The organism is Mycobacteroides sp. PCS013 (genome assembly GCF_049532645.1).
Lineage (GTDB): Bacteria > Actinomycetota > Actinomycetes > Mycobacteriales > Mycobacteriaceae > Mycobacterium > Mycobacterium gwanakae.
The window spans coordinates 3,334,639-3,350,243 of sequence record NZ_CP150131.1; the positions used below are offsets into that span (position 1 = coordinate 3,334,639).

17 protein-coding genes are annotated in these 15,605 nt (G+C 65.2%); 3 read left to right on the top strand and 14 right to left on the bottom strand.

Going from position 1 to position 15,605, the window contains the following annotated elements; translation table 11 throughout:
* Nucleotides 1–86: 86 nt before the first annotated feature.
* Both RHO23_RS16785 and proC read right to left on the bottom strand, forming a co-directional pair.
* Nucleotides 87–347, bottom strand: coding sequence for a helix-turn-helix domain-containing protein (locus tag RHO23_RS16785; RefSeq protein ID WP_030096487.1), 261 nt, complete (start codon nucleotides 345–347; stop codon nucleotides 87–89).
* Between the two features lie 142 nt (nucleotides 348–489).
* Nucleotides 490–1,377: a pyrroline-5-carboxylate reductase gene (proC, locus tag RHO23_RS16790; protein WP_191985241.1), complete on the bottom strand. Its 888-nt coding sequence runs from the start codon at nucleotides 1,375–1,377 to the stop codon at nucleotides 490–492.
* Between the two features lie 175 nt (nucleotides 1,378–1,552).
* Between proC and RHO23_RS16795 the strand changes: the two genes are divergently transcribed.
* Nucleotides 1,553–2,797: a serine hydrolase domain-containing protein gene (locus RHO23_RS16795; protein ID WP_070923019.1), complete on the top strand. Its 1,245-nt coding sequence runs from the start codon at nucleotides 1,553–1,555 to the stop codon at nucleotides 2,795–2,797.
* Here the strand turns inward: RHO23_RS16795 and RHO23_RS16800 are convergent.
* From RHO23_RS16800 to RHO23_RS16840, 9 genes are all read right to left on the bottom strand, one after another.
* On the bottom strand, nucleotides 2,794–3,735 hold the full coding sequence (locus RHO23_RS16800; protein ID WP_070923020.1) for a R2-like ligand-binding oxidase: 942 nt from the start codon (nucleotides 3,733–3,735) through the stop codon (nucleotides 2,794–2,796). The two genes, RHO23_RS16795 and RHO23_RS16800, sit on opposite strands and share 4 nt — an antisense overlap.
* Before the next feature lie 68 nt (nucleotides 3,736–3,803).
* Nucleotides 3,804–5,165: a hydroxysqualene dehydroxylase gene (locus RHO23_RS16805; RefSeq protein WP_234797000.1), complete on the bottom strand. Its 1,362-nt coding sequence runs from the start codon at nucleotides 5,163–5,165 to the stop codon at nucleotides 3,804–3,806.
* Entirely contained in the window at nucleotides 5,158–5,757 is a 600-nt protein-coding gene (locus RHO23_RS16810; protein WP_057964874.1) for a TetR/AcrR family transcriptional regulator, read from the bottom strand. Before RHO23_RS16810 ends, RHO23_RS16805 begins: the two co-directional genes overlap by 8 nt.
* 66 nt (nucleotides 5,758–5,823) lie before the next feature.
* Nucleotides 5,824–6,267, bottom strand: coding sequence for a nitroreductase/quinone reductase family protein (locus RHO23_RS16815; protein ID WP_070923022.1), 444 nt, complete (start codon nucleotides 6,265–6,267; stop codon nucleotides 5,824–5,826).
* Between the two features lie 11 nt (nucleotides 6,268–6,278).
* Complete coding sequence (locus tag RHO23_RS16820; RefSeq protein ID WP_057967828.1) at nucleotides 6,279–6,734, bottom strand: nitroreductase/quinone reductase family protein; 456 nt, start codon at nucleotides 6,732–6,734, stop codon at nucleotides 6,279–6,281.
* Between the two features lie 44 nt (nucleotides 6,735–6,778).
* Entirely contained in the window at nucleotides 6,779–7,585 is an 807-nt protein-coding gene (locus tag RHO23_RS16825) for a thioesterase family protein (RefSeq protein ID WP_078284419.1), read from the bottom strand.
* A 5-nt stretch (nucleotides 7,586–7,590) separates the two neighbouring features.
* Nucleotides 7,591–8,436, bottom strand: coding sequence for a sugar phosphate isomerase/epimerase family protein (locus RHO23_RS16830; protein WP_030096477.1), 846 nt, complete (start codon nucleotides 8,434–8,436; stop codon nucleotides 7,591–7,593).
* Between the two features lie 16 nt (nucleotides 8,437–8,452).
* Nucleotides 8,453–9,733 carry a hypothetical protein gene (locus tag RHO23_RS16835; protein WP_057967827.1) on the bottom strand — a complete coding sequence of 427 codons (1,281 nt, stop codon included), beginning with the start codon at nucleotides 9,731–9,733 and terminating at the stop codon, nucleotides 8,453–8,455.
* Nucleotides 9,734–9,769: 36 nt separating this feature from the next.
* A complete protein-coding gene (locus RHO23_RS16840; protein ID WP_044105077.1) occupies nucleotides 9,770–10,717 on the bottom strand; it encodes a Ppx/GppA phosphatase family protein in 948 nt (315 codons plus the stop codon).
* 34 nt (nucleotides 10,718–10,751) lie between these two features.
* Between RHO23_RS16840 and RHO23_RS16845 the strand changes: the two genes are divergently transcribed.
* The gene (locus tag RHO23_RS16845; RefSeq protein WP_046254796.1) at nucleotides 10,752–11,567 is read left to right on the top strand and encodes a hypothetical protein; all 816 of its coding nucleotides are present in this window, start codon (nucleotides 10,752–10,754) and stop codon (nucleotides 11,565–11,567) included.
* Nucleotides 11,568–11,571: 4 nt separating this feature from the next.
* Here RHO23_RS16845 and mca read toward each other — a convergent pair whose 3' ends face one another.
* From mca to RHO23_RS16860, 3 genes are read right to left on the bottom strand one after another with little or no spacing between them, the layout of a single operon-like run.
* On the bottom strand, nucleotides 11,572–12,432 hold the full coding sequence (gene mca, locus RHO23_RS16850) for a mycothiol conjugate amidase Mca (RefSeq protein ID WP_057967891.1): 861 nt from the start codon (nucleotides 12,430–12,432) through the stop codon (nucleotides 11,572–11,574).
* A 55-nt stretch (nucleotides 12,433–12,487) separates the two neighbouring features.
* On the bottom strand, nucleotides 12,488–13,033 hold the full coding sequence (locus RHO23_RS16855) for an SRPBCC family protein (RefSeq protein ID WP_057964876.1): 546 nt from the start codon (nucleotides 13,031–13,033) through the stop codon (nucleotides 12,488–12,490).
* A complete protein-coding gene (locus RHO23_RS16860; RefSeq protein ID WP_101312809.1) occupies nucleotides 13,023–14,579 on the bottom strand; it encodes a flavin-containing monooxygenase in 1,557 nt (518 codons plus the stop codon). Before RHO23_RS16860 ends, RHO23_RS16855 begins: the two co-directional genes overlap by 11 nt.
* Nucleotides 14,580–14,822: 243 nt before the next feature.
* Here RHO23_RS16860 and RHO23_RS16865 point away from each other — a divergent pair, with 243 nt between their 5' ends.
* Nucleotides 14,823–15,599, top strand: coding sequence for a class I SAM-dependent methyltransferase (locus tag RHO23_RS16865; RefSeq protein WP_030096470.1), 777 nt, complete (start codon nucleotides 14,823–14,825; stop codon nucleotides 15,597–15,599).
* Nucleotides 15,600–15,605 lie beyond the last annotated feature (6 nt).

Below are 15,605 nucleotides of genomic sequence, written 5' to 3' on the forward strand. Positions count from 1 at the left end.
CGCATGACTCTACCTGCTGCGGCCTCAGGTCAGGAAACCGGCAGAACCGGCAGCCCCCAAGGGGGCATCTCCCGCTTCGAGGCGCCTTATCCGGCGTCGAAGTAGGAGGCCTGCAGCAGATCGTTGACCGCCTTGGCATGCACACGGAACGACCGGCCGACCCGCACCGCGGGCAGCTCGCCGTTGTGCACCAACCGGTAGACGGTCATCTTGCTCACGCGCATCAGCGCGGCGACCTCGGCGACCGTAAGGAACTGAGCCTTGCCGGATTGGCCAGCGGCCGCCGCGTCCCGGCCCGGCTTGGCGCCGGCCCCGTCGCGCGCGGATGGCCCGTTGATTGACGTCATCGCATACCCATTTCCCTAGGCACGTGTCGTGCCGCCAATCTTCCCCATCGGCGGTACGGACACGCACGTGCTAGAAGGAGAATAGCGGGACCAGTGGGGTTACTGATACCCGTGTGGGCTAATTGATCAAGATTTGGTTAAATTACTCTGATGTGATTCCGAGCTGCTCGGAGCGTGTTTTTGCGGCTTCAACGGCGGCATAGACGCTTGCCCGCAAACCTCCACGTTCCAGTTCGCGCAGCGCAGCGGCGGTAGTACCACCCGGCGAGGTAATCGTTGCGCGGAGCTCGGCGGCGGTCGTATCGACCTCCGTGCGGGTCTGCAGCCCGGGGGCCCGATTTTCGTCCGTCTCAGCCCGTTCGAGCAGCATCGCGGCGGATCCGGCCATGGTCTGGATGACCAGATCGGTGGCGACGGGCCGCGTGAGACCCGAGGCAACCCCCGCATCGACCAGCGCCTCGACGAGCAGGAAGAAGTAGGCCGGGCCCGATCCGGACAGCGCGGTAACGGTGTCCATCTGCGATTCGGCCACCTTGATGACGCTGCCCACCGACTCCAGCAGCTCGGCGACGGCACTGAGCTGCTCGTCGGTCGCGAATCGGCCCTTGGCGACAGCGCTGACCCCGGCGCCGACAAGCATCGGGGCATTGGGCATCACCCGCACCACCGGAGCCCCGGCGGCCAGCTTGGATTCGAAGAAGCTCGCGGACACTCCCGCGGCCACCGAGACCAGCACCTGCTCGGTCTCCCGGTCGCTACCTTCGGCGTCCAGTTTCGCCAGCGCCGCGGCGATCTCGCTGGTCGCGCTCTCGACATCGGACGGTTTGACCGCCACCACAATGAAATCGGCACCTTCGACGGCATCCGCCACCTCGCTGACGCGGATGGAATACGCCTCTGCCAGAGCCTTTGCGCGGGCGGGGACCTTCTCGGACACGACGATGTCCTTGGCCTGCCGTCCGGCCCTCAGCAGCCCGGAGATAAGTGCTTCGCCGATATTGCCGCCACCGATGATTGCGATTCTGGACATGGCGACCAGCATGGCAGACCCATTAGCGCACCCGGAAACGGCTTTCTAAGCTCCAGAGCAAGGTGCCGCAGCGGTATGTAGACAGCGATATGCACATTCGCGCCGATTTGTGACTATTCGCAGATCTGCGCGCAGATGGTGGCGCACAGTGGGATAACCGGACTACAAGTTACATATGTCACAACCGCAGCGTCGCGCGCAGACCTCCCCCGTTTTCGCGCCGGAATCCTGGGGCACCGGTCTACCGGACGGGGTACAGGGCTGGGCACAACCCGAGTTCGACCGGGTGGTCCGCAAGTTCGCGTCGATGTATGTCGGCCATACCGGGGGCGGCGCGCTCTGCGCCTACGTCGATGGCGAACCCGTGCTCGACATCTGGGCCGGTGAGGCGCGTCCCGGTGTGCCGTGGACCCGCGATACCGCACCGATCGTGTACTCGGCCTCCAAGGGGGTGACCGCCACCGTTATCCATCGCCTGGCCGACCGAGGGCTGCTGGCCTATGACGCCCCGGTCGCCCGCTACTGGCCGGAATTCGCCGCCAACGGCAAGGAGTCGGTCACGGTGCGCGATGTCCTGGCGCACAAGTCGGGACTGGCCGCGCTGGCTCCGATCGCCTCCACTCCCGAAGAACTTCTCGACCACGAACTGATGGAGCAGCGACTCGCCGCAGTGCCTGTCGGGCGCTACTACGGGAAATCCGCGTATCACGCGATGAGTTACGGCTGGATCCTGGCCGGACTCGGGCGTGCGATCACCGGTAAGGACATGCGCACGCTCTATCGCACCGAACTCGCGGAGATCCTCGGAGTGGACGGCATTCACCTGGGGCGCCCGCCCGCCGATTCACCGACAACTCCCGCGGGGATCTATGCGCAGCTCGACAAGGCCGTGAAGACGCCATTTCTTTCTCGCGGCCTGTCCATCGGGGCACGCGTGGTGGACGCCCTGCCGGGCGCGCGGGGGGCCACCGGAGCGATCCACGTGCCCGGAGCCGAACGGATCGTGGCCGACGACGGGCATGCGACCGCCCCGCTGTACGACACCCAGATGGGCGCGGGCAACGCCATCTGTACCGCACCGGCCCTGGCCAAGCTCTACGGCGCACTGAGTAACCGGGGAAGCGTGGACGGGCGGCAGCTGCTGTCCGCGGAGAAGACCGCCGAACTGGCTGGCGGGCGCGGGATCAGGCCCAATGTCGCTCTTACCCGCGATATCTGGGAGCTCGGCTATCACTGCATCCCCGCGCCGGGATTGGCGGGAGGTTTCGGGCATATGGGGGCCGGCGGCTCCACCGGATGGGCTGACCCGAACCGCCACATAGCTGTTGGGCTGGCACACAACCATTTGATACTTCCCAACCCGCTGCACAATGTGGCGTTCCCCCGGTTGTGGGCGGCGACAGTGCGGAGTGCGCGCTAAGCCGTGGCCGCAAGCGCCTCCCGATCCTCGGCAGCGAACGTGTCTTCCAGTTGCAGCGGCGAATAGTCGAGGTCGATCTCGCCGAGCGGACGGCCGCGCGCGCTGCTGATGGTCCCGAACCGGCGCATTCCCTTGTCGGCGGAGTACTGCATGAACTCGTCCAGCACGAGCCCGAACGGGGTGTCGGCGCCGTACAGTCCGAAGCCTTCCTCGGTGAGACGCAACGCGATCGGGACGAGTTCGTTCATGCGGGCCTCGAAGACCGACCAGTTGGCGTCATCGGCGGCCACGTGACGCCGGCAGGTGAAGGTGCCCCAGGCCATGTGCCGGCGCTCGTCGTCACCGATCCGGCGAATCAGCTCCTGCATACCGGGCAAGATGCCCCGGTCAACGCAAATCTTGTGCCATGCAAAGTATCCCGTGAGTGCCAGCATGCCCTCGACCACGTGGTTATAGGTCACCGAGGCGCGCACCTGTGCCGCCGGCGACGGGTCGCTGGCCAGCGTGCCCAAGGCATCCGGCAGCTCATCGAAGAAGATCTCGCGGTAGGCCGGAAGGTCGTCGAGGTACCCGTGCAGGTCGTCGCCGACACCGACTGCATCAAGCCAGAGCCTGAAGACTTGTGTGTGCTTTGCCTCTTCAAAGGCGAACTGCGTCAAGTACATCTCGTCACCGAGTCGCCCCTCGGCACGCATGGCCGTCATGAACGGCTGGATGTCCTGGGTCACCGACTCCTCGCCGGCGATGAACTGCGCGCAGAGCCGCGTCGCATAGTCACGTTCCCGATCGGTGAGCGCGTCCCAGTCCGCCCGGTCGCGCGAGAAGTCGATATCGGCCGGATCCCAAAATTTCGCATTGCCGCCAACGAACAGCTTGAGCGGCAAGGAATCCCAGTTGAGCCCTCCCTTGCGTAGCGATCCGTAATGTGTCCGCGCCATGGGGGCCTCCTAGTGTCGACGTTGACCTAGTGACCATCTTGAATGTGAGGCAGCTCACAATCAAGGGGCTAGCCCACTGGAGCCTGGTCAAGGATCACGCGGGTGGCCAATTCCGCACTCTGCGCTGCCCCACCGATGGTCGAGGGGAAGTCGGTCGCGGTCCAGTCACCCGCCAGTGCCAGCCCGCGCACACTGGTGCGCTGCGGCGGACGGGCGCCCGCCGTTCCCGGACGCTCACTGTAGGTGGCACGCGGCATCCGCACCACCTTGGCGTGCACTAATTCGGCGTCCCGCGCGGCCGGATAGTAGTTGCGCAGGAAGCGCATACACGTCTCGATGATCTCGCCGCTCGACGACAGCGAGTTCAGTTCGTACGCGGCGCTGACCGTGATCTCGTACGAATACAACCCACGTTCGCTACCGTCGTATCCCACCATCTTCTGCCGATCGAAGACCTGCTCGACCACGCCCTCACCACCCACGAGAGCATCGAGGATGGTCGTCAGCCCGAGCGACTTGTTGAGGTACAGGTAGACGCTCACCAGCGGAGCGGGAACGAGCTTGGCTGCCGCACTGTACAACTGCTCGTGGCCGGGGACGGCGTCAAGCAATCCCTCCACGGCCCACGGCGGGACCGCACAGATCACCGCGTCGGCCGGTATGAACTCACCATCGGTCAGCGATACACCAGAAACAGCATTGCCGTGCAACACGATTGATTTCACTCCTGCGCGGCCCCGCACCTCGCAACCGTGATTGGCGAGCACCTTCTCGGCACCGGTGACGAACAGCGAGGTGAAGTCGACTGTGGAGTACAGCAATGTTCCGTTGCGGGCCGCCCCGCGCCCCCGCCGGGCCATGGTGACCAGAAGATTCCGGAAAGCGCTGGCGGAGATCAGATCCGGCTTCTCGTTGTGCGCACCGATGATCAAGAAATCAATCCAGGTGTCACGCGCGACCTTGGGCATCCCGATGCGGTCGAGCCACTTTCGCGCGGTAATGGCGTCCAGATCACCGGGTGGGCGAACGCAATCCCTGACGATCCGCAGATAAGCGCGCCATACCCGAAGCCGATCCCCGATGCTCGCCGCGGGCAGCCACGCGAATGTGCGGAACAGTGAGGTGTCGTCCACCTCTCCCCCGGGCAGCAGCCGTCGCGCATAGGTTCCGGACTCAGCGGCCAAAAGATCTCGCGCCCCGATGGTTTCGAGGTAACGCAACAGCTCTTCCATCGAGCCGGACATGACGTGGACACCGTTATCGGCGACGTCGTCGACCTGGGGTATCTCGATGGAATGAGTGCGCCCACCGAGGGTGGCCCGCCGTTCCAGCAGGGTCACCCGGAACCCGGCCTCAGCCATCCACACCGCCGAGGCGAGCCCCGCCACCCCGGCGCCGATCACCACGCAGTGTTGGGAAGTGTCAATCACGCGCGGCACCCAGTCCATGCGTGATGTAGTCGGCGAAGTAACGGCGCACCGCTGCCGGATCGGACAGATCGATCACGATGGGTGGCAGCACCTCGATGCTCATCAGGGTTCTGATGATCCACTCGGCGGCCTCCTCCGGGACGATGCGACCGGGAATCTCCTTACGCTCCTGCGCTTCCCGTATGCGGGGTGTCCAGAACGCGACCGAGCGCGCCATCAGGTCCTCGCCGCGCTCATCCAGGATGAGGTCCAGCAGATCGGTGGTGTGCAGGGCGAGATGATCCGTCCATCGGCGGTGCTCACAGATTCCCGAGGCGGCGGCCGCGACCTGATCGACCAGCGTGGTCTCCGCACCCACCGCCGCTGCGAAGAAGTCGATGAAAGCGTCTGCGAGATAACCGAATGCGGTGTCGATGGCGGCCTGCTTACCGCCGAACCAGTTGTAGAGGGTGCTCCGCGACACCCCGGCCTGCTCCGCTGCGGCAGACAGATTGAACCGCTGCATGCCCGATCGCACCAACGTCATGGCGACTGCGGCCACGATGGGCTCGGGGATGTCCTCGCGGGGACTATCGGACGCCGCCACCTTCATGTTGGACACAATATGAAAAAGTGTCCAACCCGTCAATGATCGTTTTCGCGGGACGGCCCGCGGCGGTTAGGCAGGTACGCAGATGATGACCGGGATGTCCCGGTCGGTGTTCTTCTGATATCCCGCATAGCCGGGGTTGGCCTTGACGATCGCCGGCCACAGCGCGGCCTTTTCTTCGGGCGAGGCGGTGTGCGCCGTGAAGGGACGCGCGACATCGTCCACCGCGATCTCGACGGCCGGGTTGGCCACCAGATTCTTGTACCAGGCCGGGTTCTCGGACCCTCCACCGTAGGAGGCCACCAGCACCACCTTGCCGGGTTCGTAGATCGGCGCGGTCAGCAGCGTGCCGCGACGCTGCCCCGTCTTACTGCCGATGGTGTACAGCTCCACCGGCTGCATACCCAGCAGCCTCTTGGGGTACCGGCCGCCGGTCAGCGCCAGCACGAGGCGGTGCCCGTTCTCCAGACCCCAGGCGCCGAGCCGGATGGCCCAATCGGGTTGCTTGCTCATCGAAACTCTCCTTAGACCGGTTCGCAAATGACGACGGGGATGTCCCGGGTGGTGCTGCGCTGATATCCCGCGTACGGGTTACCGAATCCCCGGGTGATCTCCGGCCACAGCTCGGCCTTCTCCGCTGCCGACGCGGTACGCGCGATGTACGGCTTCGTCTCGCCGCGCACGGTGATCTCGACGTTCGGATTGGCAACGAGGTTCAAGTACCAGGCCGGATTGTGCGAGGCCCCGCCCAGCGAGGCGATCACGACGATCCGTTCCGGCGTGAAGATGGGCGAGCTCAACAGGGAGGAGCGGCGCTCACCGGACTTGCGCCCGATGGTGTGCAACTCCAGTGTGGGCATGAAACCGAGCTTGTGCGGCCAGCGACCGCCGGTGAGTTTCAGCAGGGCGCGGTGCCCATTCTCCAGCACCCAGGCGCCTCCCTCGGCGGCCCAGTCAGGCGTCTTCTGCTTGTCACCCATGCCTGATACTCCTTTGACGAGATCCCCTACGGAAGGTACACCGATCAGTTCGCCGGCACCATGGCGAGCTGGCGAGACTGCACCACCAGAGCGCCCTCGGAGTCGATGACCGTGTGTTCGGAATCAAACCAGTGCTGGCCGATCTGGTTGGTACTGCACAACACTCGCAGCCATCCGTCCGCGGGCAACGTACGCAGATACGTGGTCAGCTGCACGGTGGGTGCCCAGCCGAAACGCCCCAGCGGGAACGTCACCGGTACCGAGATGTCACCGCACACCAATGCGAACAACCCGTCTGGCGCCATATCGCGCGGTCGTGCCCACAGCACGATCTCGGGCTTGCCCCGCTCGCTCAGGTCGCTCATGGACCGCAACGAGGGCCGAACGTCGATCCCGCCGAACAGGTGAAAGATCTCCCCCATCGGATGACCCTCGGCGATCGGGGCCACCCCCGGCGGCGGTTCAGCGGGCAGCTGCGTGAGTGCGGGCGGCAGGGCCGTCAGCAGCGGGCCCACGTGCTGCTCGGGCGTGCCCAGGGTGACCACGGCGTGCACCGCGGTGCGGCCGTCCTGGACGAGTTCGGCATCCACGAGCGAGATCTGCCGTCCCCGCTTACGCACCGATGTGCGCACCTGCATGTCACCGGGCGAGGGCGCGAACAGATAGCTTGCGCTGACGGCGATGGGCTCGCTCTCGCCGAGCGTCTCGCGCGCCGCACCGGCAAGCAACGCAAGCATGACGCCGCCGTGCAGCTTGGGTCCGATGGTCCAGGTGTCATTCAGGTGCGCGTCAAACAGGCCGTCGCCCGCGGGCGTGAGGGCCATTGCTTGCGCGAAGGGAGCGTTAACCACGCCGCCTATCGCACCAGATGCGTTCTGGCGAACTCCAGCGACTCCCTCAGAATCGCCTCGCGCTGGTCCTCGGTACGTGCGGCCGAGGTGTGCACCTCGAGCACCACCTGCCCGGTGAAGTCACCGGCCGCCAGCTCCCGGCACACCTGCGCAACTGGCTGAGTTCCCTTGCCGGGCACCAGATGTTCGTCGACAGAGGCGCCCGTGCCATCAGTGAGATGCAGATGCGTGAGCCCAGATCCCATCCGGCGCATCATGTCCACCGCATCGGTCCCGGCGGTTGCGGTGTGTGACAGGTCAAGCGTGTAGTGCGCGTGATTGGCATCGGTCGGATCGAACGACGGCGCAAAGGCGGATACTCCGATTCCGGGCCTGCCACCGCGGCGCTTCATACGCTCCACCGATGTCTGCCCGGCACCGAACAGACGGTCGGCCCGCAACGGGAACATGTTCTCCACCGCGACGTGCACATCGCTCGAGTCCTCCAGCGATGCAACCTGTTCGGCGAAGCCTTCGGCGTACCGGCGCTGCCACCGAAATGGCGGATGTACGACGACGGTCTGCGCACCCAGTTTTTCGGCGGCCCGAACGCTGCGTTCCAGCTTGGGAATCGGGTTGGCGCCCCAGACGCGCTGCGACACCAATAGGCACGGGGCATGCACGGATAACACCGGCATGTCGTACTTGCGGGAGAGTTTGGCGACGGCGCCGACGTCCTGACTCACCGCCTCGGCCCACACCATGAGCTCGACACCGTCGTACCCGAGCCGGGCCGCGTACTCGAAAGCTGCTTCGGTTTTGAGTGGATACACCGAGGCCGTTGACAGACCAACCTTGATCGCAGGGCGCACGGTTGGATAACGCTACCTAATCAACCGCTTGCAGCATGAGCACGAGGGGGCCGAACGCGATCAGGGCTCCCACCACGATCGCGATCAGGATGCTGGCCAGGTCGACCGTCTTGCGGATCACCCACAGCGAGGCGACCAGAATTGCGATGAACAACACGCCCAGGAGTAACGCGAAGCCCTGGTTCCAGCTCCACAGTTCCCGGAACACGAAGAACAGGCCCGCACCCGCGGCGGCCGCCAGCAGGTACTGCGCGGCAATCCAGCTGCCCTGCAGGTAGGTCTTGATCTTCTCCCGGCGGTCGGCTTTCGCCTCGGCCTTGGATTTGTCGGTGTCGATCGCGGCGAGCTGACTGACCTCGGGCTCGGACGGGTCACCGTGCGCGCCGACAAGCTCCTGAAGCTCGTGCTCCAGCTGATAGTCGTCTTCCTGATCCTCGAATTCGTCGTCCTCGACGTCCTGCTCGGCATCGTGCGACGTCCACTCGACGGCCCGGCCGTACTCGTCGTACTCGCCGTCGTCCTCGTACTCCGCCTCATACTCCGCGTGGTACACGGTCTCTGGTTCGGGCGAGTGTTCCGGCTCCGGTGTGACGGGCTCCGGTTCGGGTTGGGGCTGTGCGACGGCCGCGGGCTCGGGTTCGGGCTCAGGTTCCGGCTCGGGCGTGACTGGCTCGGGTGTGACGGACTCGGGCTCCGGGCGAGACACCGGCGGGACCGGAATCGCGGGAGCCGGTGGCGCTGCGGGTACGGCGGGCGCGACTACCGCCGGCGCCGGTGCCGGTTCGGACTTGGGCGGCTCGGCGGTAACCGGGGAGATGACGCCGGTCGCGTCGTTGAAGTCGATGGACTTGCGCGGTTCTCCCGGCCGGGCGACTGGTGTGGGGGTCGGCGGGAAGATGCTCCGAAGCGGTGATTCCATCGCGGAAGGCTGAGCGGGCGCCGGGGCCGGTGCGGCCGTGGTGCCGCGACGGGCGGCCTCATCGGCCATGCTGTCGCCGCCGAACAACGCATCTTCGTTGGAACGCAGGTAGGAACGCGCTCCCGCCTCAGCTGCCTTGGGGGACTCGGGCGGCGCCGCCGTTTCCGGAGCAGGCGACGGTGCCGGGTTGGGGCGCGCGCGACCACCCTTCTTGTCACGGATGACGGGGATCTCACCGGTCAACTCGGCCACCGGGATGGCGTCGGCGTTGCCGCGCATCCGGCGGCGATGGCCGCTGATCTTGCCGTCGGCGGCACCATTGCGCGCCAGCAGCTCGGCAACCGATACCGGCCGCTGCGTGTCGTCTGAGTCGGTCATGTCCTCTCCTACCGTCCGAGGCTAAGCGGGACGGGGTCAGTCAACGAGTGCAGTGCCATCGGCTTCGCTATCCAGCTTGCGCAGAATTAGCCCTTCGCGCAGAGCCCACGGGCAGATGTCGACCGCCTCTAACGACAGAGCACGCATGCTTGCCTCCGCGACGAGTGCTCCGGCGACGATCTGAGGCGCCCTGTCGACACTGACTCCCTCCAACTCCGCACGGTCTGCGGTAGTCATTCGCGAGATGAACGCGATCAACTGACGCAGTCCGCTTGCTGTAAGTGTCCTCTTAACTCGTGGTCCTGCGCCGGAAGGTGCAGCACCGGTGAGTCGCGCAAGCGACCGGAACGTTTTCGAGGACGCTACGGCCAGATCGGGCACCCCTGCTGCCGCCACCTGTTTGGCAGCGTCCACCAGTTCCGATTCCAGCCAGTCACGCAGCATAGCGACGCGGCGACGTCCCGGCGGATCTTCGGCCAACCACTCTCGCGTCAACCGTCCGGCCCCCAGCGGCAGAGACAACGCGATGTCTGGTTCTTCGTCGACACCGCAGGACAGTTCCAGCGAGCCACCGCCGATATCGAGGTTGATGATGCGCCCGGCGCTCCAGCCGTACCAGCGCCGCACGGCCAGGAAGGTCAGCCGCGACTCGTTGACACCGGAAAGAACGGCGAGATCCACGCCGGTTTCCTTCTTGACACGTGTCAGCACCTCATCGGAGTTGGTGGCGTCCCGAACGGCCGACGTGGCGAACGCCATGATCTCCGCGCAGCCGGAGCTGCGGGCAATCTTGGAGAACTCCTGGATGGTGTGCACCAGGCTGTCGGAGCCCTTCCGGGTGAGCTTGCCAGACTCATCGATGGCCTCCGCCAGACGCAGTGCCGCCTTGGTGGAGCTCATGGGTGTGGGGTGTCCACCCCGTCGGGCATCAACCACCAACAGGTGCACCGTGTTGCTGCCGACATCCAGCACGCCTAATCGCACGCAGCACACGTTAGTGGGTCTACCGTTTACATCTGTGACGACGCTGCCAAAACAGCCCTTTGGACGTGACGCCTCCCTCGATGGCCAGGAGGTGGAGCTCGACTTCGCCCGCGAGTGGGTGGAGTTCTACGACCCGGAGAATCCCGAGCATTTGATCAAGGCCGACATGACCTGGCTGCTATCACATTGGACCTGCGTGTTCGGCACTCCCGCCTGCCAGGGCACGGTTGCCGGACGACCCGACGATGGTTGCTGCTCGCACGGGGCGTTTCTGTCCGATGCCGACGATCGGGCGAAGCTGGACGACTCGGCGAAACAGCTCACCGATGAGGACTGGCAATTCCGCGAGAAGGGGCTGGGCCGCAAGGGCTACCTGGAGAAGGACGAGCTTGACGGGGAAAAGCAATGGCGCACACGCAAGTACAAGGGTGCGTGCATTTTCCTGAACCGCCCCGGCTTCGCAGGCGGCATCGGCTGTGCCCTGCATTCCAAGGCCATCAAGCTGGGTGTCGAGCCGCTGACGATGAAGCCCGAGGTGTGCTGGCAGCTGCCGATCAGGCGGACGCAGGCCTGGGTGGACCGGCCGGACGGTTCGCAGATCCTGAAGACGACGATTACCGAGTACGACCGTCGCGGCTGGGGTGAGGGTGGCGCAGACCTGCACTGGTACTGCACCGGAGACCCGGCCGCACATGTCGGCAAGAAGCAGGTATGGCAGTCGTACGCCCCGGAGCTGACCGAGCTGTTGGGCGAGAAGGCCTACGCGGAGCTGGCCGCGATGTGCAAGCGCCGCAGGGGGCTGGGACTGATCGCGGTGCACCCCGCAACCGTTGCCGCGGCACCCCACTAGTGCCTCAGAGGCCGGCGAAGAGGTCGGTCTCGGGAGCGCTCGTCGCCACGCGGGTGTGCGCGAGCTCGAATTTCTCCGTCGGCCATAGCTGTTGCCGCCAGGTCCAGGGCACCAGGAAGAACGGTCCGCTGGGATCGACTTGCGATGCGTGCGCCCTCAGCGCCTTATCGCGTACGGGGAAGTACTCGGCGCAGGAGACTTCGGTGGTGACCCGGCGCCCTCGCAACCGCCTGGTCACCGAGCTCACGCGCCGCACCCAATCGGGGACCGCGACATCACCCGCTCGGGGACCCTTGGGTGCTGCACCGGATCCACGGCGGCTGACAATCCGCTCCACTCGTCCCACAAACTTCACCATCGCCGGTGTCACCCGGACGATCTCGTGGAAGTAGTAGAGCTTGCGCACCTCCTCACACGCCTCATATGCGGCGACGGCGAGCTGGTGACAGCGAATGTGGTCGGGGTGCGGGTAGCCGCCACACTCGTTGTAGGTGATCATCACGTCCGGCCGGAAGCGCCTGATCACCTCGACAAGGCGAGGCACCGATTCGGCCAGTGGCACCCGGGCGAATCCGTCCCCGGGTAACAGACTGGGGTCGAGTTGCAGACCCGAGTCCATGAAGCCCAGCCAGTGATGTTCAACACCAAGGGTTTTTGCTGCGAGCGCCATTTCCTGACGACGCACATCCGGCAGGTTCTCGTGGTTGCCCGGCAGGTTCATCGCCGGGTTGAGAATGTCGCCGCGCTCGCCTCCGGTGGCCGTGACAACCAGCACCTCGTGCCCCTCGGCCGCGTACTTGGCCAGAGTGGCCGCGCCTCGGCTCGATTCGTCGTCGGGGTGGGCGTGCACCGCCATCAACCGCATGTTGTCAGTGGACCACAGTGTGTCTGCGGTGCACCTGCCCGGTCGGGGCCGCGGTTCAGCCGGTGCGTTGCGGGCCACGCACCGGCAGCTCGCGGGCGAGCCCGCCCAGGCCGAACCAGAAGATGGGCTTGAGGATCGCGGCAACCGGGCGAATCGCGATATGCGATCCCGGAATGTTCGTCAGGTACCTCGGCGCACAGGCCAGTGTCCAGTCGACGGTAGCCTTGCCGGGATCGGACTCGGGAAGCACCCGGTACTCCTCGCACCACGACCCGAACACCGGCAAGGTGGCATCCAGCGCCGTGTATCGCATGACGTGGGGGGCGTCGAAGTGAATGATCTGCTCGTGCTGGGCGAACACCATCCAGGAGTGGATGTACATCTGGAAGTCCCGCACGGTGCCGGCGGTCGGTGTGATGTCCTGCGGATACCGGCAGCCCCAGACGGACGGCAGCCACGACCACATCCGGTCGCCCGACACGACCCTCCATACGTCTTCGGGTGGCGCGTCGAAAGTGCGCCGGACCCGGGTCACGAACGGCGCGGTGGCGAAGAACTCCTCGACCCCATCGACCGGGATGGGGACTGCGTCAAACCGCATGTTCGATCTCCTTCACCGGGCTGTTAATCCGCCTGAATTCGTAAGCGCCCGAAGGAAATTGGACACTGCGGCGGTAGGACTGCAGGACCGTCCACGGACGCACATAGGGGGTGTCGCCCTGCGAGTTGATGAAATAGCTGTTGGACCCCGCGCAGTTCACCGTGAAGTACCGATTCAAGTTTGCGCCACTGCGGGCGATGTTCGCCTGGAAGTCGTCCAGCGCATCCTGGGTGACCTCGACCCAGGTGGCTCGTTTGGCGCGAGCGAGTTGGAGGACGGCCCCGATGTGGCGCATCGAGTTCTCCAGGATGTAGTGGAAGCTGGTGCCGGTCCAGGAGTACGGACCCACCAGCATGAACCGGTTCGGAAGACCCGGCACCGATGTACTTTGGTACGCCTGTAGCCCGTTTTCACGGTAGAACTCGGCGAGGTCGAATCCCTGGGTGCCCAATACGGTTCCCACCCGGTAGGTTTCGGGATCGGAGAACATCTCGTATCCGGTGGCCAGCACCAGAATGTCAACGGGGCGTTCGACACCCGCCTTGTCGACGATGCCCGTCGGGGTGATCCGGTCGATACCGTTCGATACCAGTGTCACGTTCGGCCGGTTGAAGGTCGGTAGGTAGTCCGCCCCCAGCGTGCCGCGGGTACACCCCGCCCCGAACCGCGGCCGCAGCTGATCGCGCACCTCGGGATCATTCACTTTGTGCCGGAGCCAGCCGCGATACGCCCAGAGCGCCACCTTGTCGAAGATCGCTGCCCCCACCCGGAACAACGGCTTGGGCGTGTAGATCAGAACGCGTAAGCCAAGTTCTATGCCCGCCAAGGCAATCCCGTTGACTGTATTGGCGAATCTGCGCCCCGCCAACAGCCGCTGCAGTGGGCGCGGCATCCGGAAGTCTGGTTTCGGGAAGTACCATTGCGGCGTCCGCTGGTACACATCGAGGTGCTCCACCTCGCCGGCAATGGCCGGCGCTATCTGCACGGTGGAACTTCCCACGCCCACAATTCCGACCCGCTTGCCGCGCATGTCCACATCGTGTTGCCATCGGGACGGCACCTGGATCGGACCCGCGAAGGTGTCCAGCCCTGGGATGTCCGGCGCCGTTCGCGGGTTGATGTAGGCGCCTATCGCGCTGATCAGGAACCGCGACGAGATGACCTCACCGTCGGCGGTATGCACCTGCCAAAGGTGGTTCTCTTCGTCGAACACCTCTCGTTCGACACACGTACCGAACCTCGCGTGGGCGCGCAATCCGTGCTCGGCGACCAAATCCTGTGCGTACTGCTGTATTTCGGCGCCGGTGGCGAAGAATCGTTGCCAATCCCCCTTCGGCGCGAAGGTGAACTGGTAGGCGACGGTCGGGATGTCGGCACCCACCCCGGGGTAGGTGTTGCGCAGCCACGTGCCTCCGAAGTCCTCGTCCCGGTCGATGATGACGAAGTCCTGGATACCCATCTCGAGCAACTTGATGGCCGCGCAGATGCCACCCAACCCGGCACCGATGATCGCGACTTCGTAGTCGGGCTCGTCATGCAGACCCAGGGTTGGATCCACGGTTCGTTTCACGGCACGTTCCTTCCATTACTTGCGGCGTACGCACGGCTCTTCCCCACCCGTCCCCCGCTCACATATTTAATAGACTGACATGCCATTCACTAAATAACAAGTCCCGCCGGTCGCATAGTGCTGCGCAAACTCGCACATCACAGGCCTATGCGTGACCCGAAGTATCCAGTACTATCCGTTTCACTAATTTTGAATCAACCGATGTGCACTGGAGGGACCGTGGGCAACCAGCCAGATCTGACGCTCGCCGAGACGTTCGTGGATCCCACCCGGATCACACACTCCCCCACGCGCGAGCACGGCTATCTCGACGTGCTCGGCCCCGAGGACGACGAGCCGGTGTCCCTGGCCAACCGGTTCATGCAGAGCCGGCTGCTGGCGGCGATCTACGAGCGCGCCTGGCGGCCGATGTTCACCCGTGGATTCAGTTATGGCGGCAAGAGCACCCTCAAGGCCCACACCGCATTGATGGGCGAGATCGCCGGGCGCGGCGATCTGAAGATCCTCGATGTCGCATGCGGTCCTGGTCTGTACACCCGCGAACTCGCCGCGCAGCTCGGCAACGACGGCGCGTGCATCGGCCTGGACCTGTCAGGCCCCATGCTGCGGCGGGCAGTGCGCGACAACTCGGCCGAACACATCGACTACATCCGGGGGAGCGCGCACGCACTTCCGTTCGCCGACGCGACATTTGACACCGTGGTGTGCCTCGCCGCGCTCTACCTCATCCCGAATCCCGAACAGGCCGTGCGAGAACTGTGCCGAGTCGCGGGACCCGGCGGCCAGATCGTGATCTTCACATCTCTGCGCACCCCGGCGGCATCGCTACCGGGTGTCACCGGAGCCATGCGCATCGGCGGCTTCCGCGCGTTCGGCCGCGAAGAAGTCACCGGCTGGCTACGTGCTCAGGGGTGGACCGATATCGACCAAACACTCACCGGCCAGGGACAATTCATCCGCGCCCGCCGCGAGGCCGCGCTGCGCATCGCGACCTGACGGCGG

Excerpts from the sequence above, each read along its gene's own strand:
- mca (WP_057967891.1), bottom strand. The coding sequence starts at position 12,432 with ATGCGGTTGATGGCGGTGCACGCCCACCCCGACGACGAATCGAGCCGA.
- RHO23_RS16785 (WP_030096487.1), bottom strand. The coding sequence starts at position 347 with ATGACGTCAATCAACGGGCCATCCGCGCGCGACGGGGCCGGCGCCAAG.
- RHO23_RS16815 (WP_070923022.1), bottom strand. The coding sequence starts at position 6,267 with ATGAGCAAGCAACCCGATTGGGCCATCCGGCTCGGCGCCTGGGGTCTG.
- RHO23_RS16795 (WP_070923019.1), top strand. The coding sequence starts at position 1,553 with ATGTCACAACCGCAGCGTCGCGCGCAGACCTCCCCCGTTTTCGCGCCG.
- RHO23_RS16835 (WP_057967827.1), bottom strand. The coding sequence starts at position 9,733 with ATGACCGACTCAGACGACACGCAGCGGCCGGTATCGGTTGCCGAGCTG.
- RHO23_RS16820 (WP_057967828.1), bottom strand. The coding sequence starts at position 6,734 with ATGGGTGACAAGCAGAAGACGCCTGACTGGGCCGCCGAGGGAGGCGCC.
- RHO23_RS16810 (WP_057964874.1), bottom strand. The coding sequence starts at position 5,757 with ATGAAGGTGGCGGCGTCCGATAGTCCCCGCGAGGACATCCCCGAGCCC.
- RHO23_RS16800 (WP_070923020.1), bottom strand. The coding sequence starts at position 3,735 with ATGGCGCGGACACATTACGGATCGCTACGCAAGGGAGGGCTCAACTGG.
- proC (WP_191985241.1), bottom strand. The coding sequence starts at position 1,377 with ATGTCCAGAATCGCAATCATCGGTGGCGGCAATATCGGCGAAGCACTT.
- RHO23_RS16855 (WP_057964876.1), bottom strand. The coding sequence starts at position 13,033 with ATGCGGTTTGACGCAGTCCCCATCCCGGTCGATGGGGTCGAGGAGTTC.